Source organism: Enterocloster bolteae (assembly GCF_002234575.2).
Lineage (GTDB): Bacteria > Bacillota > Clostridia > Lachnospirales > Lachnospiraceae > Enterocloster > Enterocloster bolteae.
The window spans coordinates 4,630,923-4,654,057 of sequence record NZ_CP022464.2 but is presented as its reverse complement, the minus strand read 5'-3'; the positions used below and the strand labels follow the sequence as shown (position 1 = coordinate 4,654,057).

Annotated in this window: 18 protein-coding genes and 1 pseudogene; 14 read left to right on the top strand and 5 right to left on the bottom strand. The window is 42.5% G+C overall.

From position 1 onward, the window contains the following. The first annotated feature begins 18 nt into the window (after nucleotides 1-18). The 10 genes and pseudogenes from CGC65_RS21550 to CGC65_RS31040 all read left to right on the top strand — a co-directional run bounded on the left by CGC65_RS21550 (nucleotide 19) and on the right by CGC65_RS31040 (nucleotide 9,619). Nucleotides 19-942, top strand: coding sequence for a glycosyltransferase family 2 protein (locus CGC65_RS21550; protein WP_002569804.1), 924 nt, complete (start codon nucleotides 19-21; stop codon nucleotides 940-942). Between the two features lie 15 nt (nucleotides 943-957). Further along, nucleotides 958-3,306, top strand: coding sequence for a glycosyltransferase family 4 protein (locus tag CGC65_RS21545; protein ID WP_002569803.1), 2,349 nt, complete (start codon nucleotides 958-960; stop codon nucleotides 3,304-3,306). 11 nt (nucleotides 3,307-3,317) lie between these two features. Continuing rightward, complete coding sequence (locus CGC65_RS21540; protein ID WP_002569802.1) at nucleotides 3,318-4,535, top strand: hypothetical protein; 1,218 nt, start codon at nucleotides 3,318-3,320, stop codon at nucleotides 4,533-4,535. Then, nucleotides 4,528-5,979 (top strand): lipopolysaccharide biosynthesis protein, encoded by a 1,452-nt coding sequence (locus tag CGC65_RS21535; RefSeq protein ID WP_002569801.1) that lies wholly within the window; start codon nucleotides 4,528-4,530, stop codon nucleotides 5,977-5,979. The genes CGC65_RS21540 and CGC65_RS21535 overlap by 8 nt, the downstream gene beginning before the upstream one ends. A 76-nt stretch (nucleotides 5,980-6,055) precedes the next feature. Then, nucleotides 6,056-6,556: an acyltransferase gene (locus CGC65_RS21530; protein ID WP_002569800.1), complete on the top strand. Its 501-nt coding sequence runs from the start codon at nucleotides 6,056-6,058 to the stop codon at nucleotides 6,554-6,556. A gap of 124 nt (nucleotides 6,557-6,680) precedes the next feature. Next, nucleotides 6,681-6,953 carry a beta-1,6-N-acetylglucosaminyltransferase gene (locus CGC65_RS31050; protein ID WP_007037017.1) on the top strand — a complete coding sequence of 91 codons (273 nt, stop codon included), beginning with the start codon at nucleotides 6,681-6,683 and terminating at the stop codon, nucleotides 6,951-6,953. Between the two features lie 276 nt (nucleotides 6,954-7,229). Then, complete coding sequence (locus CGC65_RS21520; RefSeq protein WP_007037015.1) at nucleotides 7,230-8,225, top strand: acyltransferase family protein; 996 nt, start codon at nucleotides 7,230-7,232, stop codon at nucleotides 8,223-8,225. Nucleotides 8,226-8,250: 25 nt separating this feature from the next. After that, nucleotides 8,251-8,793: pseudogene (locus CGC65_RS21515) on the top strand (sugar phosphate nucleotidyltransferase); the annotation flags it as partial. Continuing rightward, the gene (locus tag CGC65_RS21510) at nucleotides 8,793-9,263 is read left to right on the top strand and encodes a hypothetical protein (RefSeq protein WP_002569796.1); all 471 of its coding nucleotides are present in this window, start codon (nucleotides 8,793-8,795) and stop codon (nucleotides 9,261-9,263) included. The pseudogene CGC65_RS21515 and the gene CGC65_RS21510, both read left to right, overlap by 1 nt. A gap of 125 nt (nucleotides 9,264-9,388) precedes the next feature. Beyond that, nucleotides 9,389-9,619, top strand: a complete 231-nt coding sequence (locus CGC65_RS31040) for a hypothetical protein (protein ID WP_146111408.1) — start codon at nucleotides 9,389-9,391, stop codon at nucleotides 9,617-9,619. Nucleotides 9,620-10,050: 431 nt separating this feature from the next. Here CGC65_RS31040 and tnpB read toward each other — a convergent pair whose 3' ends face one another. After that, nucleotides 10,051-10,200 carry an IS66 family insertion sequence element accessory protein TnpB gene (gene tnpB, locus CGC65_RS32740; protein ID WP_080548704.1) on the bottom strand — a complete coding sequence of 50 codons (150 nt, stop codon included), beginning with the start codon at nucleotides 10,198-10,200 and terminating at the stop codon, nucleotides 10,051-10,053. A 1,052-nt stretch (nucleotides 10,201-11,252) separates the two neighbouring features. On the opposite strand from tnpB, the gene CGC65_RS21495 reads away from it, so the two are divergent. Further along, a complete protein-coding gene (locus CGC65_RS21495; RefSeq protein ID WP_002569795.1) occupies nucleotides 11,253-11,798 on the top strand; it encodes a VanZ family protein in 546 nt (181 codons plus the stop codon). Nucleotides 11,799-12,172: 374 nt separating this feature from the next. Here the strand turns inward: CGC65_RS21495 and CGC65_RS21490 are convergent, their stop codons facing one another. The 4 genes from CGC65_RS21490 to CGC65_RS21475 form a co-directional block, all read right to left on the bottom strand. After that, nucleotides 12,173-13,546, bottom strand: a complete 1,374-nt coding sequence (locus tag CGC65_RS21490; RefSeq protein WP_002569794.1) for a tyrosine-protein kinase domain-containing protein — start codon at nucleotides 13,544-13,546, stop codon at nucleotides 12,173-12,175. A gap of 528 nt (nucleotides 13,547-14,074) precedes the next feature. Further along, nucleotides 14,075-14,281: a hypothetical protein gene (locus tag CGC65_RS21485; RefSeq protein ID WP_227898803.1), complete on the bottom strand. Its 207-nt coding sequence runs from the start codon at nucleotides 14,279-14,281 to the stop codon at nucleotides 14,075-14,077. A gap of 380 nt (nucleotides 14,282-14,661) precedes the next feature. Beyond that, nucleotides 14,662-15,894 carry a class I SAM-dependent rRNA methyltransferase gene (locus tag CGC65_RS21480; RefSeq protein WP_002569791.1) on the bottom strand — a complete coding sequence of 411 codons (1,233 nt, stop codon included), beginning with the start codon at nucleotides 15,892-15,894 and terminating at the stop codon, nucleotides 14,662-14,664. A gap of 137 nt (nucleotides 15,895-16,031) precedes the next feature. Beyond that, nucleotides 16,032-16,622, bottom strand: a complete 591-nt coding sequence (locus CGC65_RS21475; protein WP_002569790.1) for a TetR/AcrR family transcriptional regulator — start codon at nucleotides 16,620-16,622, stop codon at nucleotides 16,032-16,034. 252 nt (nucleotides 16,623-16,874) lie between these two features. On the opposite strand from CGC65_RS21475, the gene CGC65_RS21470 reads away from it, so the two are divergent. From CGC65_RS21470 to CGC65_RS21460, 3 genes are all read left to right on the top strand, one after another. Continuing rightward, on the top strand, nucleotides 16,875-17,753 hold the full coding sequence (locus tag CGC65_RS21470; RefSeq protein ID WP_002569789.1) for a hypothetical protein: 879 nt from the start codon (nucleotides 16,875-16,877) through the stop codon (nucleotides 17,751-17,753). Between the two features lie 272 nt (nucleotides 17,754-18,025). Next, nucleotides 18,026-20,302: an efflux RND transporter permease subunit gene (locus CGC65_RS21465; protein ID WP_002569788.1), complete on the top strand. Its 2,277-nt coding sequence runs from the start codon at nucleotides 18,026-18,028 to the stop codon at nucleotides 20,300-20,302. Continuing rightward, nucleotides 20,286-23,084, top strand: coding sequence for a hypothetical protein (locus tag CGC65_RS21460; protein ID WP_048928913.1), 2,799 nt, complete (start codon nucleotides 20,286-20,288; stop codon nucleotides 23,082-23,084). Before CGC65_RS21465 ends, CGC65_RS21460 begins: the two co-directional genes overlap by 17 nt. Nucleotides 23,085-23,135: the final 51 nt, after the last annotated feature.

Sequence of the window (23,135 nt, the reverse complement as noted above, 5' to 3'; positions counted from 1 at the left end):
AAACCGTTGGGAGGAGTTATGAGCGAAAATAAAGAGCCGTTGGTAACAACAGTTATTACTACATATAAACGAAAGCCGGAAATTGTAAAAAGAGCATTAGATAGTATTGTCGGACAGACATATGACAATATCGAGATATTTGTGGTTAATGATTGTCCGACTGATAAAAAACTGATTGAAGATTTGAAAAATATGATTGCTTCGTCTTCGGGAGATAGAACGGTCCATTATATTGTTGTTGAGAAAAACGGTGGCGCTTGTAGAGCGAGAAATATAGCTCTGGAAAAAGCAAAAGGAAAGTATTTTGCTTGCCTAGACGATGATGATGAATGGCTGCCAAAGAAAATAGAGCTTCAAGTGAGAGCGCTAGAAGAGCATCCAGATGCTGTAATAGCGTACTGTAATGCTGTAATTAGGTATGCAGATATAGGTAAGGAAACAGTGCGGTTTACAAAAAAACAAAATGAAGGAAATTTATATTATGAATTGATTGGAAAAAATAATATCGGCTCATGCTCATTCCCAATGTTCCGTGTAGATGCTATAAAGAGAGCAGGTGGCTTTGATGCAAATATGCTAGCATTACAGGATTGGGATTTGTACCTTCGGATTTTGAAAGAGAACAAGGCTGTGTATGTACATGAACCTGTAGCGGTTTACTATTTTTATGCAGGTCAAAGAATTTCTGCTCATCCAGAAAATAGAATTATTGCTTACGAACGGTTACATCAGAAATTAGGTAAAGATCTTGAAAATAACCGTAAATCAGCAGCTGCTTTTTATTTGATGGGGACATATTTTTACAGCTTAGCGGGCAATGTAAAGACGGCAATGCATTATTACATCCTTGGAGTTAAAAATGATCCCTGCAATTTTAAGAGAAATATTAAAGATTTCTTTAGAATGACAGGCAGAAAATTTGTAAAGACAAAGAATGTATAGCAGAGGTGAACGAACATGGATTACAATACCCTTGTAAAACAATTGGCAGATAAAGAACTGACCTATATATTAGAGCACGGATTCGCACATGCCGGTTTTAATGGTCCTTATTATAATCAGGATACACCGGTAAGAAATTCTGCTCACTGGATTGTAACATATAGTTATCTCTATGAGAAAACAGGAAAGCAAGAATACTATGATGCGGCAAAAATTCTGAGTGAATACCTGTTAAGAAAAGAAAATTATGGGACAAGCGGAAGCATTCGATGTAGAACAGATGCAAGATACGACCACACGAATGGACTAATTGGACAGGCGTGGGTTATTGAAGGGCTAGTGGAATCTGCTAGATTGTTTAAAGACCTTTCTTACTATGAAAAAGCTGTACAATTGTTTAAGATTCAAGAGTACAACTCTAATAACAACTTGTGGGAAGTAACCGATTGTAATGGTGAAAAGGACTATGATCTAACCTTTAATCACCAGCTTTGGTTTGCAGCATCAGGGGCGATGATATTAGAATTTGAAACGGAAAACAAGATAAATAAATCCGTATTCATCGACAATCAAATCCAAGACTTTTTGTCTGCGGCGGAAAAAAAATACTTTAAGGTAAAAAAAGACGGCTGTATTGTTCATGTAGTAGACTATCAAAAAAGTCCAGATGAGGTTGAACATAGTAAAAAATTACAGAATGCGCGGAAAATGGCCAGTATCACAGAAAATCCGGTAAAGGTCATTAAGAAAAAGATAACCGATAAGCTATCGAAATTTTCGCTTACCGAAGGATTAGAAGAAGGATATCATATTTTTGATCTGTATGGATTCGCCTTATTAAAGAAATTGTATGGAAATCATTCGATTTATAAATCTGATAATTTTAAAGCAGCAGTACATTACGCGCTGGACACGAACCAATTATTGAAATTACGAAATAGTTGTGGCGGCGAAAAATTCAATAAGTTTGCTTTCGGTTATAACTCGCCAGCATTTGAGTATCCTTTTGTTGCATACATGTTTAATGGAACAATTAATCAATTTTTAGTAGATAAATTATTTCAATTTCAGCTAGATGCAACATACAAAGAAGACAGATTATCTCAAAATTGTGTCGATCCCAATACGTTAGAAGCACGAATATATGAACTTGTACGCTATCTTCAACTCAATGAACTACATTTCACAAGAAGAAAAAAACAAAAGGTTTGTTTTCTAACAAATAACATTGCAGAAATGGGTGGAAGACAGAGGGTCAATGCCTTACTTGCAAGTGAAATGTCCAAAACTGATGATTTGGATGTTTCAATCGTTTTTACTTCGAATTATAAAACTGCAATGAAACGGTTTTATTACCTGAATAATAATGTGAGGGTGTTATGGAGTCAGAAATTGAGCCCAAGCAAGCGAGATTCCTTATATAAGATTGCTAGGTATATTAACAAGAAAATAATCCGATTTAGAAACACTAGCTTTTTACAGTTTGTGTATTTTCCTCCATATGAAGTAAGAAATTACAATCAATTTTTTTCTGATAATAAGTTTGACGTAGTCGTTGGTGTCGGTACCAGAGCGGGTGCGATGCTTTCGTTACTCAACGATAAAAGTAAGAAAGTTGTTTGGTTACATAATTCTTATGATGTATATTTCTTAAAGAAAGATTACTTTCAATGGCATCAGGACGGTTTATATAAGAAGTTATTGAGTAAGCCTGATGCGATGGTAGTTTTAACAGATGGAGACATTAATAGGTATAAGAGATACATAGAATGTGATCCAATTAGAATATATAATCCTCTCACTCTTGTCTGTAAGGATGAAGCAAAGCTGGAAAATAATGAGTTGGTCTTTGTCGGAAGACTTGATTATGATATAAAAGGGCTTGATTTATTAGCAGATATTTTTTCGATTGTAAAAATGAAAATATCTGAAGCTCGATTGACGATTGTAGGAGATGGAAATGGAAGAAAGCGGCTGGAAGAAACTTTAGCAAAGTTAAATCTGCAACATAGTGTAAATTTTGTTGGTCAAAGAGATAATGTTATGCAATATTATCAGCAAGGTTCAGTTGTGCTTTTGACATCTAGAAAAGAGGGATTTGGTCTTGTGACCACAGAGGCAATGGAGTGTGGCTTACCGGTTGTGTCTTTCAAGACGGAAGGTCCATCGGAAATTATAAATGACGGGAGAAATGGGTTTCTTATTGATAATTATGATGTTAATGCATTTGCGGAAAAGGTTATCTTGATATGCAAAAATAAAGAGTTAAGAAGTGTAATGGGTAGAAAGGCAAAGGAACGAGCGAAAGATTTTTCAATTGATAAGATTGTTAATGAATGGAGAGAATTGTTTGTTCGGATCTAAAAGGAGCTGTCATGCTAGTGGGAAAAAGTAATAATGGTGTGCATGGGAAAATGGACCAAGCGATACTATGGGTATTGATAGGGCTATTTGCTGTACCGATTTTTGTCAGAGAAATGGTGCTTTCAAATTTTTATCAAATTAATATTTTTGCTGCATTGGGCTGTTTGTTTGTATTTCATGTCACGCTAAAAGGAGGAAAGCTACGAAGAAAGGACTTTGTACCATATTTAATTATTGTATGCTTGATTGTAATATTGGCACTTTCTGAAATTCATGCAGGACGAACTTTGAAAGGTTTTGTCCGAGTATTTTTTGGACTTATAATGCCACTACCATTGCTTTTTTATGAAATGTACAACCCAAGGAAAACAATTCGAATTATTGTATATACTTTTAGGACTGTATCATTTTTAATAGTATGTCTTGGCATTGTGGACTTAGTCTTAGGAAGACGAATTATTGTATCCTATTTCAATTTGGCGCATGATGCCAACTATGCAAATATGGCATTAGGCTCCATACGTCTGTATTCATATATTGGTCATCCGCTTTATAACGCAGAACTGTTTTTAATGACTTTTGGATTGAACTATATATATGGTGAACTATTTGAGAAAAATCATAAGCAGGATAAATGGGTTATTTTAATAACAGTGATTGGTGTTGCGTTGACTGCTTCAAAATCTGCAATAGCAATCTTTTTGGTATTATTAATTGTTTTGTATGTAAAAAGCATTCGGTATACCGTATTCATTTTGGCCATTTTGGCCATTGGCTATTTTTATGGCGTGTTCGATCTTGTTTTACAACGTTTCAGTGGTTCTTTGACAACTGGACGAGCAGAGGTTTGGAGTCGTATTAGTTCGAAAGGTATAAAATTTTTCCATTTCTTTTGGGGAAATGGATCCGATAGCAAATATAGTTATGCGTACCTTGAGGAGTGGGCTAGAGCAGCATTTGAGTATCCATATAGATTGTACGCACTCGAATTTGGTATCTTATTTACTATATTGATTTTTGTTTTTCTCTTTGTAATCCCTGAGGTAAGAATTATTAAAAACTGTACAAGATGGATACTTTTTTCAATTGTATTTTTAGCTGTTGTTGCACATGTAAATACATATAATGGTATTGGTACCTACTCAGATCCGATGTATTTATACTGCTTATTTGGCTGTACCATGCTGAATATGAGTATGTTGCTGAAAAAGGAAAATTTAGATGAATAATAAATTTCTTAAGCACTTCTTGGTAATAGGAAGTGGAACCTTTATAAGCATGGTTATCGGTTTTTTGACGACACCGATAATTACACGCATTGTTAGTCCGACTGAATATGGACAGTTCTCTATTTTTACAATGTACTCCAATATGGCCTTAATGGTTTTATATTTAGGCTTGGATCAATCATTGGTTAGATTTTTTTATCAAAAAGAAACGGATCAATATAGAAGAGAACTACTATTTAAATGCTTGAAAAATCCTGTAATTGGTACAGCTGTTTCTGGAATTGTTGTATTAATATTATCGGCGATAGGCCTTATTCAATTTGAATTAGGAAAAGTGGCATTATCCTTAGTTTGCTTTTATACTTTTATTCAGATTATATATCGCTTTTCTTTACTTTTGGTAAGACTTCAGTATAAAAGTAAACTATATTCGATTCTCGGTATTGTCCAAAAAACTGTGTATGTTGTGCTTACAATACTTTTTGTTAAGCTAAACTTTTTCTCGGACACAATGTCTTTGGCCGTAGCTACAGTTTTAGCAGCACTGACATGCATGATTATTAGCATCGTAGCAGAGAGACGGTTATGGAATCCGGGGTTGCTAGGGAAAAACGAGTGTACAATCACCCAAGGAGAATTGATTGGATATGCTTATCCATATATTTTTTCTATGGGCGTGACAACATTGTTTCAATATATTGATAAAATATCATTGAATTATTATTGCTCATATGAAGAAGTTGGAATTTATTCATCAACAATGACATTGATCCATGTGTTTTCTATTATCCAGACAACCTTTAATACGCTTTGGGCGCCAATGGCGGTAGAACATTATACAAATGATAAGGAAGATGTGTCTTTTTACCAAAAAGGAAATCAAATTATTACAGTTATAATGTTTTTCATTGGATTTACATTGATTTTGTGCAAAGATGTGTTTTCTGTTTTGCTTGGAGCAAAATATAGAGAGGCTGCATACATATTGCCGTTCCTGATTTTCAATCCAATTATGTATACGATATCTGAAACCACTGTAAATGGATTGGTATTTAAAAAGAAGAGCAATATGCAGGTCGTGGTTTCACTGGGAGCGTGTATTGTGAACATTATAGGTAATACGATTCTTGTCCCTAAACTTGGTTGCCAGGGGGCAGCGATATCGACCGGTTTTTCCTATATTGTATTCTTTACATTAAGAACTATTTTATCAAATCGATATTTCTATGTAGATATTCATTTGAAAAAGTTTTATTTTATTACCGCATTAGCTATTATGTATGCGTTTTATAATACTTTTGTCAAATTTAATATAGGCTCCATTGTTGGATATATTGTATGTGCGGTTTCACTAGTCCTTCTGTACAGAGCAACAGTTAAATGTGGCATTCAATATGTAATGGATATGGCAACCGTATTTTTTAGAAAGAAGGCCGACAAATGAATATAAAAAATTACTATGTGTACCTAAATCACTAGTATATAATTTGGCTATATTTGGATGGTGAGGGGGGGGGGGGGTGGCTTCCGATATTTTTTCAAATAATGTCAGAATAAAAGGCATACAACCTTTTAAGAAAACCAATATCATAATCGGAAAAACAGGTAAGATTGAGTTCGCAGGAAAGGCATTTATCGCAGGAGGAACGACCATAAGAGTTGAAAATGGTGTATGTACATTTTGTGCGAATTTTAGTTGTAATACAAACTGCTTCATCTCTTGTACGGAAAAAGTTACTTTTGGAGATAATTGTCTTTTGGGGTGTTATGTTAATGTAAGGGACTCCGATGGACACACTATTATATTAAACGATGTAGAACAAGTCTCTTTAAAATCGGTTGAAATAGGTAAAGATGTTTGGATTGCTGCTAATGTGGATATCCTGAAAGGTGTTACCATCGGTGACGCAAATGTCATTGGTTATCGGAGCTGTGTTACAAAGAGTGTGAATGAAGAACACTGTATAATAGCAGGATATCCAGCTAAAGTAGTAAGGAGAGAAATAGACTGGAAAAGGTAAGGAGAAAATGAAAGATGAATCCATTATCTAAGCAGGCATACTTGATAATTACACACAAAGATGATTTGGTATTCCAAACACTGTTGAAGATGCTTGATGATCCAAGGAATGACATTTTATCCATATGGATAAAAAGAATCAGGTCTATGATGCAGGGATGGTTACAAGCCATATAAAGGAAAGTGCAGTTTATCATGTGGAGCGTACTTGTGTCACATGGGGGGGGGGGGTAAACGCTGAATTACTTTTATTGAAAAAAGCCGTCAGCGTTGGATCTTATCAACACTATCACTTGCTCTCTGGAGCAGATCTCCCGATTAAAACACAGGAGCAAATTGTTTCTTTTTTTGAAGCAAATAAGGATAAAGAAAACATTCCGATCTACATTTTGCTGTGATGAGGTGTTCTTGCAGACGCTATTGATTGCATTTCCTTATATAGATAATCTGTACCATAAGGAGTTTGATAATGATTTGCATGCGATTATGAGACTTATTGATTGGAAACGTGGTAAGCCATATACGTTTAGGTATTCTGAATTTGATGAGTTATGTGAATCAGAGATGTTTTTCGCACGAAAATTTGACGCATCTGTTGATTCTGAGATAATTAATTTTAATAAAGAAAAAGTTCTCGAATGAGTGAAAAATAAAACAGTGAGGATGGATATAACGTGGAACAAAGTAGGTGTAAAGAGGTTGACATATTTAAAGGATTGCTAATTATTCTGGTAGTTGTGGGACACTATGATTCGGACATTGTGCATGATGTTATTTTCCTATTTCATATGCCGCTGTTTTTTATCATATCTGGATTACTGCTAAAAAGAGAACATATTATGGAAGGAACAAAGTACATAAGGACGAAAATTCAAAATTTAATGATTCCATACTCTGTGTATCTTATCATTGATTTGTTTCTCATAAGACGAGATTATGCCGTTGGCTCAATTGTTCGGGCACTATGGGGTGGTCGTGCAGTTCCAGGAGTTTATTGGTATATAACTTGCTTCCTTTTTTCATTGATTTTGTTCTTTGGCTTGTTAAGAAAATTTTCAGATAAAACAGTAAAACGAGTTATTTTAATCTTTGGTGGGGGGGGGGTAATTGAATCACACATTGTTGAAAAGGTTCATTTTCTACAATCACCCGGCATACCGTGGAACTTAGATGTTTCCTTAATAGCGTTAGTCTATGTTGGTATAGGTTTTTTCTATAAAGATAAAATTAAAAACTTGCTGGAGTCAGATTCAAGAAAATATGATGCAGTAGCAGGTGTTACTGCTTTCGGATTGGTGATGTTTAGTTGGTTTATTTACAGAGATGGGAATAGGCTTTATTATTTTGATATGAAACCTGCATATTATAAAGAACTCCTATTGGCAGTGTTGATTCCATGTGCATTTGGAATTGTATTTGCTAGGTTTGCCTATTGGCTGGAAAAGGAAAAGTATTTTGAGATTTTGAAGCGGTTTTTATACCTATGTGGAAGGGCTACTATTCCCATTATGTTTATGCATGTGCCGCTTAATCATTGGAAAGACTGTGTGGGGTATGGTCGCCTAGAATACATGGTAATTGGAATAGGGATTCCTTTAATGATTATCTTTGCTTTTAATGAGAATTCAGTGATGCGTAAGGTGTTAGGAATTCCAAAGCTTAACAGATAATCGAAAATTTGGAGAGGAAGATAAAATGAACACAACGTTACTTATCATGGCGGCCGGAATCGACAGCCGATTTGGAGCAGGAATTAAACAGTTGGATCCGGTCGATGGTGATATCCATATCATCATGGACTACTCAATCCATGATGCGATTGAGGCGGGCTTCAATCATGTGGTATTTATCATCCGCAAGGATATCGAGAAGGAGTTCAAAGAGGTCATCGGTGATCACATTGCCTCCATCTGCAAGCCCAACAATGTAACTGTGAATTACGCTTTCCAGGATATCAACGATATTCCGGGAGAACTTCCGACAGGCCGCACAAAGCCGTGGGGAACTGGGCAGGCTGTGCTTGCAGCGAAGAAGGTCATCAAGACTCCGTTCATTGTGATCAACGCAGATGATTACTATGGCAAAGAAGGCCTCAAGGCCGTCCATGAGTATTTGGTGAATGGCGGCGAATCTTGCATGGCAGGCTTTGTATTGAAAAACACGCTATCCGATAATGGTGGTGTGATCCGTGGCATTTGCAAGATGGACGAGCAGAATAATCTGACTGAAAAGGTAAAATGACAGCGATACTTAATCATATTTCTCCATGGATGATTGCTAGTATTGGATTTTTAGTATTACTTGTTGTACGTCCATTGGGTTACATAGATTTGTCGGACAATAATATTGAGAATCCGATATATTTTCTGCTGGTGTCTGTCACAGGCTGGTTTATGATGTATGCCATAGCAGAAATGCTAAGGCGAAGAGATTTTATTGGCAACAAGTTCATTTCTTACTTGAGTCTGCGTTCTGTGCCCATCATAGGCCTGCATTTCCTGTCATTTAAGCTGGTTAGCTGGCTTGCAGTAGGAGTTTATCATATGAGAAATTATATGATAGCTACGTTTCCTGTGTTGATGCATGGATCATGGTGGATATTGTACATGATTTCAGGTATAGCAATACCGCTTTTGATTGATAAATTATATTTAGCTTGTAAAGGTAAAATTATTGATACGGTGTGTACTCTCATGCACTCAGAATAATTGAAACTGTCGCAGAGCACTCAAAATGCAGAACAGACCGCTAAGATAAGCAAAAAAGCTAATTACTGTGAATCCACTCATCTGCCTCTGTGTAATTAATGTGCGGTGGAAAGTGCGGTGCTGGTATGGGCTGCACAGCAGAGTGTGGACAGCCAAGCCAGCGCCAGATAGTATCGACATCCACACGCACATCGGATGGACCCGACACTACAAAGCCTGATATTTTGGCAGAACATAATTCTTCCCAGCCCGTTGCCATTCTTCATGGCAGAAACGGTTTGACTCTGAAGCTTCTTTTAGCAGTACCATCTGAGCTGGTAGACGCGGTACTTAAGGTGATGTCCCATGCTGAGTAAAAGCGAAAGTTCTACAAACACTGGTTTTGGCGGAGTCATGACACTTAGGTCTGCCTGACTTTCCTAAGGCGATAATAGTAGGTAGCTTTGTTGATTCCATGCAGCAGACACCAGGAATCCAATGTCATTTCACAAGGACGGTTCTGGTAGTCCCTGATCAAATCTGCCCATTATTGAATACGAACCTGCTGTGCAACGGAACTTGTTTGAGAACTCATACTTCTAAACCTCCATAGCTTGGTATAAAAGGTTGAAAACTCAACTGTTTATACTATAGTTTAATACTGAAGTATATTTTCTCAAATGTTTTGATTTTGCGGAAGAGTACGGGCTATGAAGCGTTTACAGTCTAACTGACACTAGGTAATGTCTTTAGCTTCTAATCTTTTTCGTGGCCGTCGATATTGCCCTTGGGAAATACTGTGATGCTTTTATAAAAGTACATATCTATCTGGTTCATGAAGCAACTCTTTGATGCGGTTACGACGTTTTCCACAGAATCGGAACAGAGAAGACTGGTTCGGCTCCATAGACAGTTTATCTCTTACGATACTGCACAATCTATCAATGGACTTTCGCATATCAGTCGTTCCTCAGGTGATGCAAATGTTGTCAGCACAGAAATGTCGCCTAGCATATAGAAGTTAGGGTCTGGTCCAGCTTGACCACTTCCTGCACAACAGGTGGTATAGGGGATTCCCTTGAAATCGGCTCTAGGATTTCGTAGTAGTTTTTTTCTTAGGCGTCTTACCCAATTGTAAAAAGTACCCGGATGGATTCCATCTATTTGCACCACTGGTAATCCGTGAGGCCGCTGCTCCGATACTTCATGCTCAGTTGATACTGATGTTTGGCCGGTACTCTGGCATTGTAAGTGGACATTGTTTGAAACATCTCCATAATTTTGTAGTAAAATGCCAGTATCTATTCAAACACAAGATGAATTTAGGAGTATGATGCTTGCATCTAGCGATACTCATTGTGAGGCAAATGGTGGTTGAACGTCAGCCACCCTCATATTTGGCGTTACGAATGCTTCATAGAAATACTCCCATATTTTCTGTTTTTTGAGTCAGACATGAACCTCAGACCACATTCGGTCAAGAGAGCTGTCTACATTGTAGGTGTCATTGGAGACAGGGGAAGTTGATTTTTTTTTGGTTTTTTTGGGGGTGGGGTGGCTGCGGAAATTTGTGGATGATGCTGGTATATAATTCAGTACGAGCGGATGTAAGTAGAATAAGAGATAATAGTGCAGCCACGAGGCGACGGAGGGAGAGCATCTCCGGGAATTGTTTTAAATAATCGTCCATAAAGGAACACCCCTAAAAAGGAAAGAGAATCGACTATCCTCTATCAGAAGGGACAAAAACTTGCGGATATGTAGTAGTTGAGGCCCCAAATCCATGATAAACTAATCATAGCAGTATTTTGGGAATAATTACGGTTATGTTAGAAGTAACTTAACAATACAATATATATTCAAAAACTGTTACTTATTTGAAAAAAGTAGTAGTTTTACATAACAAGGACTAGCCGCCGTGCCAGCGGCTTGGCACAATGTATTTATATAAAGGCAGGGGAGTAAGCATACCAAAATTTTACAGGCAATATCTTATAAGGAGCCAACCATTTGAATTTGTCGTTTTCCAAAACCATTCAATTTATTCTGCGGGATATATTAAAAGAAATGCAGTACCTCCCTTTAGCCATTTTATGGGGTACCGTGTTATATCTGGTAACTATTCTGTGCACGCGCCGTTACAAAAAGCCTATATTCAGCACCACATTCATTATCTACTTTATAATGCTTTTTATTATAACCATATTTGAGCGTGAGCCAGGGTCACGCACAGGAGTAAGCCTTAAATTTTTTGAGACACTAGGTGGACCAAAAGCAAATGCATATGTGGTTGAAAATGTACTTCTTTTTATTCCTTTTGGAATCCTTGTTCCATTAAAATGGAAGCAGTTAAGGAATACTTTTGTTTGCACATTCCTGGGATTTTGCTTGAGCTGCGTTATCGAAATAATACAGTTGATTACAGAGCGAGGTCACTTCCAGGTAGATGACATTCTAACCAATACGCTGGGAGCTTTAATAGGGGGGATTGTTTTCAGAGCATTTTCGTTTGTGATTATAAAATACAGATATCATTACAGACATGATTATGACTAATAATATCAAACAGTTAGACATTATATATTTAAGTTTTTATTTGTTAACCTGGATTCACATATCAAACATAAATTTACGAAAGTAATGTAATATTATAACGAGATACTATTTACAGAATGTTTTTTGCAATAAGTCCCCTCTGTGTTACTGGTTTTTTGGAATTCTGAGAGAACGGAGTGAATGATGCATAGCGGCTGTAAGAGGAATAACAGATAAAATAGTATAGTACACCGAGGCGGCTGACAATACAGGAATGGTTCCGTAGCAAATTCTGGCTTTGCTATTACTGTTTTTAGCTCATCTGTTCATATAAAAAGAAAGCCCCCCTCCATTTTTTTTTTAGATTTCAGCCCGGGAGCTGACCTATTAGGGATTTAAGACTTTCTCGCCTGTATATTGCGTTTTAAGGCATTTCCAATCAATGGTGTTTTACCATTTACAATACCTCCAGTTACCGGGATTCCAGATTTCTTCAGGAATTCCAGGGATTCTTCCACGGCGCCCCGCAATACCCAATCAGGACGAACAACTAAAATAACACTATCCATGAGTCCGCGCATCAGCTGTACATCAGACAGAGTACCTACTGGAGGAGTGTCAATCAGAATATAGTTAAATGTATCTTTCATGGAGTGAATGGCTGGAAAAATCTGATTATCAACCTGAAAGATATTTTTTTGTGAAAAACCCTGTATGGTGTAAATGCCATTATACATCTGTTCTACTTGCTGCCTTAGTTTTTCGCCAATGCGGGGCTCATTGCGTTCATCCCCATCTTTGGGCTTTATTTTTCTGGTAAATTGATACAGTACCCCTTTTTTGAAATCAAAATCCAACAATAAAACCTTGCATCCCAACTCTGTCAGATGAAGAGCCAGATTATAAGCAACGGTTGATTTTCCTTCTCCTGGAATGCTGGAGGTTACAGCAACTACCTGCTGCTTGTTCTTTTCGGTTAAATAGCGGAAGACAGCGGCTAGCCGTCCATATGCCACCTGATATTCCTCAGGAACATTCTTATTATCCAGAAATTCCTCAACTGTATGTTTAGTGGATTCGATATACGGTATCTCGCCGATTATGTCAATACCGAGAGTTTCCAAAGGACTGTTATTACGTATCTTGGGTACGAATAAATAGTAGATAATGCCCAGAATACTGCCTGTAATTAGACCAACAGCCATTCCGATTACCACATTACGCAGAGATGGCGAGGATACTCCTTGGGCCTGCCGAGCAGTATCAATAACACTGACTGAACCGATATCCATTACCTCCAGCATTACCTCTGGCAGGACTTCCATAAGATGATTCAGTATATCTATGGCCTGCTGTGGATTCTCCCAGCTCAGGGTAAGCCATAGAAAAGCAGTGTCATCCTCAGCCGTCACAGAAATGTTCTGTTTTAATTCTTCAAGAGGAATACTGCTGTATCCATCCTCATCCAATACAATCTCCAGAACACGATTGCTTGTTGCTAAAAGCTGCACTGTTTTTACAAGATTTCTTGCCATTTGGATATCTTCATTTCTGGGAACATTCGACCCATTTTGATAAAGATCATTAATATTTCTGGCGTTTACTATCATTGAAGCCCTTGTTTCGTAAGAGGGAGTGCTATCCCAGGATAGTATAGAGCCGGCTATTCCTCCCAGGGTAATAAGGAATAATACAATCCAGCGGAGCTCCCAGATGGAATGAAGCAGGTCTGGAATGTAGATTTCTATTTCATCATTTGTTTCTGACATCGGCGTACCTCTCACTTTATTCTTCAGTATCGGCGGATTATCCCCCTCCCTCATTATTTTACCAGAATACGCAGAAACATCAATAGTATCAAGGTGCATTTTCGGTTGTTAGTTTCATTATTTTATTACTTTTTCGATAAATTTTTAATAGGTCCCATAGCTTTAGACTATGCGCCATTGATATATCTGCACCCAGTACATATACTGGACATATCTGCTATATAAGAAATAAAAGAATCTGTGTGGAAAATCATCATTATTCTCCGCCTCCGCTCCAAAACCATCCATCCAATCATCCCCTATGTATCCTCCGAAACGCCGCTGGAGATACCTCTTACTTCTTCTTAAATGTCTTGAATAAGCTAGGATAGTCATTAAGCCTGCAGGCAAAGCACTTCTTATTGGTGGGGATGTATTCCGGTATCAGACTCTTGCCGATCAGATGAAGGTAACGGAAATGGTTGCCATGGACAAATTCTCTGTAAGATGGTTCTGTATATAACGCAGTATATCGTAACCGCTTGACGTTTACAGTATATCTGCCGGCAGATTATCCCGTACCCAGCTCTGTGTCATGCCGGAGTATTCCATGAGGGCAAGGTTATATTCCACCATAAGATGCAGAAAGAAGGCCTTGCTCTGGGCATGTCTCAGGTACTTCTGTTCTTTAAGGGCCTCTTTACCTGTTTTTTGACTCCCTATACTTACGCAGAAACTCCAACTGCGCCTCATCATCAGCCTCCCTGTCATAAGGTGTCGAGCCTGCCACAAAACAGCAGACCAGGATGGATAGAACAGTCAGTATCAGGAATATAATGAGTATAATCATGTCCGGTCCTTTCTATAATTAAATGTATCGTGATAAATGTACTACTATAAACCTACTACTATAAAACGACAGCCATATTTATACAACCACATGCCTACAGCCATAAACCTACAATAATACATCTTTATAACAAATCATCTCACATATAGTCTATCCGTTTTCCATCCTTCTGTTCATGGAAATTAAAAGAAAAATCCCTGAAATACCGTTGATGACTCAAGCTGCATCTGCACCAGTATTCAGGGATTTTCTACTTTTAAACCTATTTTTCAAGCTATTTTTAAACCTATTTCTCCTCACAAACCTGGAAAATATAAAATTTCAAGTAATAAGACTCATCCGCCGCCCACAAAATAGGATGGTCTGCAGCCTGGGTCCTGTACTCCACCTGCCTGAGCCGTTTGTGTACATTGCCCGCTGCTTCACGTATGGTTTTGGTAAACAGTTCCGGGTCCATGAAATGGGAGCAGGAACAGGTGGCCAGATAGCCGCCGTCCTTTACCAGCTTCATGCCTCTCAGGTTGATTTCGCGGTAGCCCTTGACTGCGTTTTTAATGGAATTTCTGGACTTTGTAAATGCAGGCGGATCCAGGATAACCACGTCGTATTTGCGGCCTTCCTGCTCCAGCCTGGGAAGAAGGTCGAAGACATCGGCACACTCAAACTGAACCTGTTCTGTCAGGCCGTTGAGGGCAGCGTTTTCCCTGGCCTGGTTTACTGCCAGCTCCGAGGCGTCCACGCCCAGCACATGTGCGGACCCTGCCAGACCGGCGTTGAGGGCAAAGGACCCGGTGTGGGTAAAGCAGTCCAGCACTTGCTTTGGCTGGATGCGGCGGCAGAGATTCTGGACAGCCAGCCTGTTGTATTTCTGGTCCAGGAAGAAGCCGGTTTTCTGGCCGTCCTCCACATCCACCATATACCGGACTCCATTTTCGAGGATTTCCACCTTGGTGTCAAATGCATCTCCCATGAATCCCTTATGGCGCTCCATTCCCTCCTGCAGACGGACCTTGGCATCGCTGCGCTCGTAGACGCCGCGGATGGTAATCCCGTCCTCCGCCATGACCTTTCTGAGCTTGTCCACAATGACCGGCTTCAGTCGGTCGATACCCAGGGCCAGGGATTCCACTACCAGCACATCTGAAAATTTGTCTATGACAATACCGGGCAGAAAGTCGGCCTCCCCGAATATGACGCGGCAGCTGGAGGTATCTGTCACAGCCTTCCTGTAGTCCCAGGCACTGCGCACCCGCATTTCCAGAAAATCGCTGTCAATGACCGTATCCTTTCTGCGGGACATCATGCGGACCGTCAGCTTGGATTTGGTATTGATGAAGCCGGTACCAAGGGGATATCCGTCAAAGTCCTCCACGGTTACCATATCGCCGTTTTCAAAGGCTCCATTGACACTCTCTATCTCATTGTCGTAAATCCAGGCGCCTCCGGCTTTCAGGGAACGTCCCTGTCCTTTGCGGATGCGGACCATTGCTTTGGGGCTGTATTCAATTCGTGTTTCCATTGTATTCTCCTGTTTTCTGTTGTGGTTTATTTCCCATCATATCATAACATGGAGAAAAATTCATCCGGTTTATGGATATACATGCCACTGCGCACACATGACTCTATTTTTAGGAAATGGAAACAGTTCAGGGGTCATTATACGTAGGGATCAATTTCCAGGACACCGATTCCCTTGGTGATGATGTGTTCTGTCAGCTTTGCCATTTGTTCCGGCGTTTCCTTGAGGCCTGTCTGGAGCCAGTACTGTACCAGGCCGATGCATCCTGACACGATGAAGGAGAAGAATGCGTCAAAGGCAGCTGCATTGCCGGAGCGGAATACCTCCATCCAGTCCTTCAGGCATTTTTCGCGTATGAGCTGTTTCAGACGGTTTACAAAATTCAAATCCCCGTTTTCCCCCAGAAGAATCTCAATCAGGTCCGCGTTATCATATACTAAGGAATATATTTCATTGAATATGACAGAAGGGCGCTGTTTTAGATCCACGGCGTCATGTTTACAGACCAATTGGTTGAAATCTTCCTGGAGCTCTGCTTCTGTTTTTTCCAGAAGGTCAAACACATCCTTATAGTGGAGATAAAAGGTGCCCCGGTTTAAGTCCGCCATGTCGGTCAGCTCCCGAACCGTGATATCCTGGACCTTTTTCTCCTTGAGCAATGTTATAAGACATTCACGAAGCTGTCTTCGGGTCTTACGCACCCGGCGGTCCACAGGTTCAATGCCCATTATCTGTTCCTCCTTTTGTTTATGTGGGTTTGCGTGTATTTACAAAGATTTAACAATTGTATTTTGCACAAAAATGGAAAAAATGTTGATTAACCATCAAAATGAAGGAAATTAATCATTGTATTTTTGCCATAATTTATTATAATCCATTATAGTCAATAAATAAACAAAAGTCAATTAACAAAATGGACGTTGTTTAACAGTATAAAAGGTGTATAATGGATATATATATAAGGAACGGGGGCAAATGGCATGAGATATAGAATATGTGCAGTCATTCTGGCTGCTGCGGGAGCTCTGTGGGCCTTTGAGGGGACCGGACCCGTGACGGCTCTGGCAGATGAACAGGCGCAGGAGATAAGCGTTTCATTTGTACCGGGCTGGAACCAGACAGAGGGAATATGGTATTGGCTGGAACCGGATGGAACTTTACACAGGGGATGGCTGCAGGCAGACGGAAGGTCCTATTACATGGATGAAATTGGGGCCATGGTTACAGGCTGGCGGGAAGTGGATGGGGAGTGGTATTACTTCCACGAAGATGGGGGCATGAACCTGGGAGAGCTGATACTGGATAACGGGAAATACGAGTTTTCAGCACAGGGAGCCCTGGTTTCGGCCGGCTGGGTGGAAAATACAGGCGGAGGGGCTTATGACGCAGGATGCTACGACCATATGGCCCAGGATTTGTTTGACCAGCTGAATGAGGAAAAGAAGTATTTATTCTTTGAGGAATATCCGGACCGTGAGGATGAATATGACGGTGATATGCACCGTGTCTATGACCGGTACGCGGGCTTTCAGATGGATATGACCCTCAACAAGGCGGCGGACCACAGGCTGGAGGGAGCCATGGCAGGGGGCTATGCAGATGACAGGATTCCCGGAGAAGGTACCATTAACGATTACCTCTCCGTTATCAACTACAGAAGGAGTGCTTCCTGTCTGGAGCTGTACGTGAGGGACTGTGAGGACGCGTCAGAGGCCTTTGATAAAATAAAGGAAAAGCTGGATAAACGTTTCCAGTCAAAGACCGACCGGAAGTATTCCCTGGAATATTACCGCAGCCTGGGGATGGCCCACAGGGAAAAGGACGGGAAGCAATATTTTGTGGTGATTCTGATGCGGTGAGCGTAAGGATTTTGTGGAGGAATATTGAAGCAAATTGCCGGAGCGGAAATTTCGCAGCGGTAATGCCGGAGCAGAAACGCCGGAGCGGAAATTTCGCAGCGGTAATGCCGGAGCAGAAACGCCGGAGCGGAAATTTCGCAGCGGTAATGCCGGAGCAGAAACGCCGCAGCAGAAATACCGGAGCAGAAATACCGCAGCAGAATTGCGCGGCACAGGGTATAAGGCCTGCAGGGCACAGCCGCAATGGGCGGCAGCATAAGGAGCATGGAAATATGGGACAGAAGCTGTTTGGCAGAATCAAGGACAGAATGCACAGGGTAAAAGGCCGGGAGCCGCAGGAGGGGGATAAGTTTTCCTTCCGTATGGCCCGGTTTATCATACATAAAAAAGGCTGGATTGAGAGCGTATTTGTGGCAGGGTGTGTTTTCTCCCTGATAGCGATGCTTTTTGTAAATGTGAATTATGACCTGACGGAGTACCTGCCTGCATCGGCCAGATCCTGTATCGGACTGGACCTGATGGAGGATGAATTCGGATATCCGGGCACTGCCAGGCTGATGATTAAGGATGTGAGCCTGTATGAGGCAAAGCAGTACAAGGATAAACTGGAAGCAGTGGACGGGGTGGACCAGATTCTCTGGTGCGACAGTACGGTAAATATCTATTCAGGCGAGGATTTTATACGCCAGAAGGATATTGAGGACTACTACAAGGACGGATGTGCTGTTATGGACATCACCTTTGACCAGGGGGATACGGCAAAGAAGACATCCCAGGCCATTGATGAGATGAAAGCTATTACAGGCGATAAGGGATATTATGTGGGAATGGCTGTACAGAACAAATCCCTGACGGAAAATGTGGAGAGCGAGATGAACCTCATTCTTACGGTTGCCGTCATTATGATATTTGCGGTGCTGTGCATCAGTACCACCGCCTGGTCGGAACCATTCCTTTTTCTGCTGGTTATGGGTGTGGCTATTTTGCTGAACCGGGGCACGAATATTTTTATCGGGACAGTCTCGTTCCTCACCAATAATGTGGCTATGGTGCTGCAGCTGGCCACCTCCATGGACTACTCTATTTTCCTGCTGGATGCATTTTCCAGGGAAAAGCAGAAGGGGCTCTCAGAAGAACAGGCCATGATCAATGCCATTGACGCTGCTATCAACTCCATATTTGCCAGCAGCCTGACCACGGTGGTGGGCTTTCTGGCATTGGTATCCATGAAGTTTACCATTGGATTTGATATGGGACTGGTGCTGGCAAAGGGAATTGTGTTCAGCCTTATAACCGTGCTGTTCTTCATGCCGGCTATGATTCTCAAATTTTCCAGGTGGAATGATAAGACCAGGCACCGTCCCTTCCTGCCCTCCTTCCGGAAATTCAGCGAATGGGTCTACAGGGTGCGTTACGCATCCCTTATCATTATGCTGATTCTGGCGCCGCCCGCTTATGTAGCCCAGGGAATGAATGATTTCCTGTACGGCAACAGCGCGGTGGGAGCCAGCGAGGGAACCCAGGTCTATGCGGATGACCAGGTAATCTCCCGGGAATTTGGAAGAAGCAATATGATGCTGGCCATGTATCCCAATACTTCGGCTGTAACGGAGAAAGAGATGTCAGATGAGATAGAGGATCTTCCCTATGTGAAAAGTGTGACGTCCATGTCCAATACCCTTCCGGAGGGAATACCCGAGGAGTTCCTGCCATATTCCGTTACCAGTGAGCTCCACACAAAGGATTACTGCAGGATGCTTATTTACATACGGACCAAGACAGAGAGCGACCAGGCATTTAAGGGCGCGGATGAAATACGGGATATTCTGGAGCGGTATTATCCGGAGAATTCCTATCTGGTGGGGGAAACACCTTCCACACAGGATATCAAGACTACGATTACGGCGGATAATTCCAGGGTAAACTTGTTATCCATGCTGGGCGTGTTCCTGGTGGTCATGTTCAGCTTCCGGTCCTTTGCCATACCTATGATTGTCATGGTGCCCATTGAGGCTGCGATTTTTCTCAATATGGCCATGCCTTACCTGGCAGGGGATACCATGGTGTTTATGGGGTACATCATAGTGAGCAGCATCCAGCTGGGAGCCACGGTGGATTATTCCATTCTGCTCACCAACAATTATGTGTCCTGTAGAAAGTCCCTGGAGAAGAAGGAAGCGTGTATCCAGGCGCTGATGCTGTCCTGTCCCTCTATTTTTACTTCGGGAACCATTATCATATTGGCTGGATATATCATTCATTTCATATCAACCACAGCGGCTATAGGGGACCTGGGCCATTTGATTGGACGGGGGGCGCTGTTCAGCGTGATTCTGGTGCTGACTGTGCTGCCGGCCCTTCTGGTGCTCTTTGACCGTATCATTACCAGCAATGAATGGGACCGCCTGCAGAAGTATCTGAAACGGCGCCATGAAAAGCGCAAAGCCCTGATAAAGGCAGGAATAGGTACCATTGTCAACAAGGCGTCCGCATTGAAACGGACTGATTTAGAACCAGCGGAGGTGGAAAGCGATGAAAATGAAATATAAGAGAATCATGGCAGCGGGAATGGTCTTTGTCATGCTTTGCACCGGCACTGGCAGCGCGCCTGTATACGGAGCACAGCCTTCTGTGGACGTGGATGAAACTATGTATGTGAACCTGGACTATTACGGCAGGGTGGATAAGATTAATGTGGTAAAGGGGGTGGGCCTCAACGGCCAGACGGAATTTATGGATTACGGAACCTATGAAAATGTGATTAACATGTCTAACAGCATCGAACCTGTGCTGGGGGACGGAATGGTGACGTGGCAGCTTCCGGAGGACCAGAGGGGAAGATTTTATTTTAAATGCTCTGTGGATAAAGGCATGATGGTACTGCCCTGGGACTTTGACGTATCCTACAAGCTGAACGGTGTACCCATGGACGGCGATAAGCTGGCAGGAGCTTCCGGGCTGATTGAGATCAATGTGAAGGCAGAGCCCAATGACAATGCCGGGGAGTATTACCGCAACAACATGATGCTTATGGTGGCTGTGCCCGTGGATATGAGCAAATGCTACAGCGTGGAGGCTGAAGGGTCCCAGACCCAGAACCTGGGTGAAACCACAGCGGTGGTATTTACCGCCCTCCCCGGGGAGGATGGGGATTACACGGTGCGCATCGGCACGGACAGCTTTGAGACCATTGGCGTGATCATGGCCATGGTACCGGGTACGGTGGAGGATCTGGAACATATCAAGGACCTGAAGGAAGCCAAGGATACGTGGCAGGATGCAGGGGATGAGCTTTACGACAGCCTGGAGCAGCTGGCAAAGTCTGTGGAGAACATGCGGCAGGGCGTGAACCAGGTCCGCCAGGGTATGGACTCAGCGGAGAGCGCCAGACAGAAGTGGAGTAATTCCAAGGACAGCATACTGGCCGGAAATGACCAGACGCTGGCAGCGCTTACATCGGTGTCACAGCAGATGGATACCATGATTCCCCATCTGCAGACAGCCAAGGACTGTGCCGAGGTGGTTCACAGCAGCATGAATGACATTGTCAACACGCTGGGAGACATGCAGGACCCTTTGAGAAAGCTGCAGACCAGACTTAAGAACATAGAAAACAGCGCAGGCGGTATCAGCAGCGATTTGCCGGAACTCCAGAAGACCATGGAATCCATCATTGCGCTGGATACCCAGCTTCAGGCATCCCAGGACACACTGCTGACGTATCTCAGTCTGTATAAGAGTTCCAGCACCAAGGCCAGAAGGCTCTATGACGAGGAGCTGGATGAGGAAGAACTGGAAAACATGGAGGATGTGGATTACGGGACATCAAATGGCGGGAGCCATTCGTCATCCGGCGGAGGCAGCAGCCAGGAAAACACCCAGAATAATAATCAGGGGAATGACCAGGGAAGCGGAAATTCCGGCGGCAGTACGGAGGGGAAAGATAACCCGGATGGAAGTGCCGGAGGAAGCGGAAGCACAGACGGAAACGGAAGCACCAGCGGAACTGGGAGCGGGAGCGGAAATGCGGACGGAGGCGCAACCGGGAGCGGAAGCGGAGCCGGAAGCGGAAATACAACCGGAGGCGCAAGCACGGACGGAAGCACAACCGGGAGCGGAAGCGGAAATACAACCGGAGGTGGAAGTACGGACGGAAGCACAACCGGGAGCGGAAGCGGAAATACAACCGGAGGCGCAAGTACGGACGGAAGCGGAACTGGAGCCGGAAGCGGAAATACAACCGGAGGCGAAAGCACGGACGGAAGCACAACCGGGAGCGGAAGCGGAAATACAACCGGAGGCGGAAGTACGGACGGAAGCACAACCGGGAGCGGAAGCGGAAATACAACCGGAGGCGCAAGTACGGACGGAAGCGGAAATACAACCGGAGGCGAAAGCACCAACGGAAGCGCAACCGGGAGCAGCAGCGCAAGCGCAGCAGAAAGTGGAAATTCCAGCGGAAACTCCGGCAGTAACACCCCGGATACAGGCACTGCTATTAGCTCTGCCATAAATACAGGAAACACCGGCCTGGCAGGCCTGGCGGCCACCGCATCCATAGAGAAGAAAAACATCCCTCTGGTAAGCAGTATCGACCAGCAGGCCGCCGCAGAAGCCGCGATAGCCATTGAACAATCCCTGTATGACAAGGTGGCAGTCCTTCAGGATTTATCTGCCCGGAGCAAATCCCTGACAGACAAGATGGCGAACCTGATGGATGACACGTCTGATTCTGCGAAATACAGCGCCGAGATAGTTGACAATATGGATTATCTGATTGAGGATTTAAAGGCCCTCAATGATTCTCTGGACGTATATTATCCGGATCTCCAGACTGCCCTGGATGACTCCCAGGAACTGGTAAGGCGTACCACAGATGCCCTCAACAATGGAATCAGCACCCTGACTATCATCCAGAACACATTAAAAGACAGCAGCGATGATTTTGACGCGGCTGCCAGGGACAGCCTGCGCGGCAGTATGGAACTTCTGGATAAAAGCCTGAACATCCTGGACAGCACCACGGTGATGCGCCAGGCCGGACGCACCATGAAGGATACCATTGACAATGAGCTGGATAAGTTTGATACAGATAACCGTTTCCTGTTTATGGATCCGTCCGCAGACAAGGTATCCTTTACCTCGGACCGGAACAAACCGCCCAAGACACTGCAGATTGTCATGCGCACCGATGAGATCAGCGTGGACGACGACACGGCCAAGACCGCGGATGCAGAGGTGGAAAAGGCCAAGGAAAGCCCCTTAAGGCGGATGTGGAATGTGCTGGTACAGATGTGGAAGGCAATGGTAAGCATTTTCAAAAACAGGTAGAAGCCTGTCTCAAAATTTGATATACTGTCCATAGAAGCAGCGGGCAGTGCA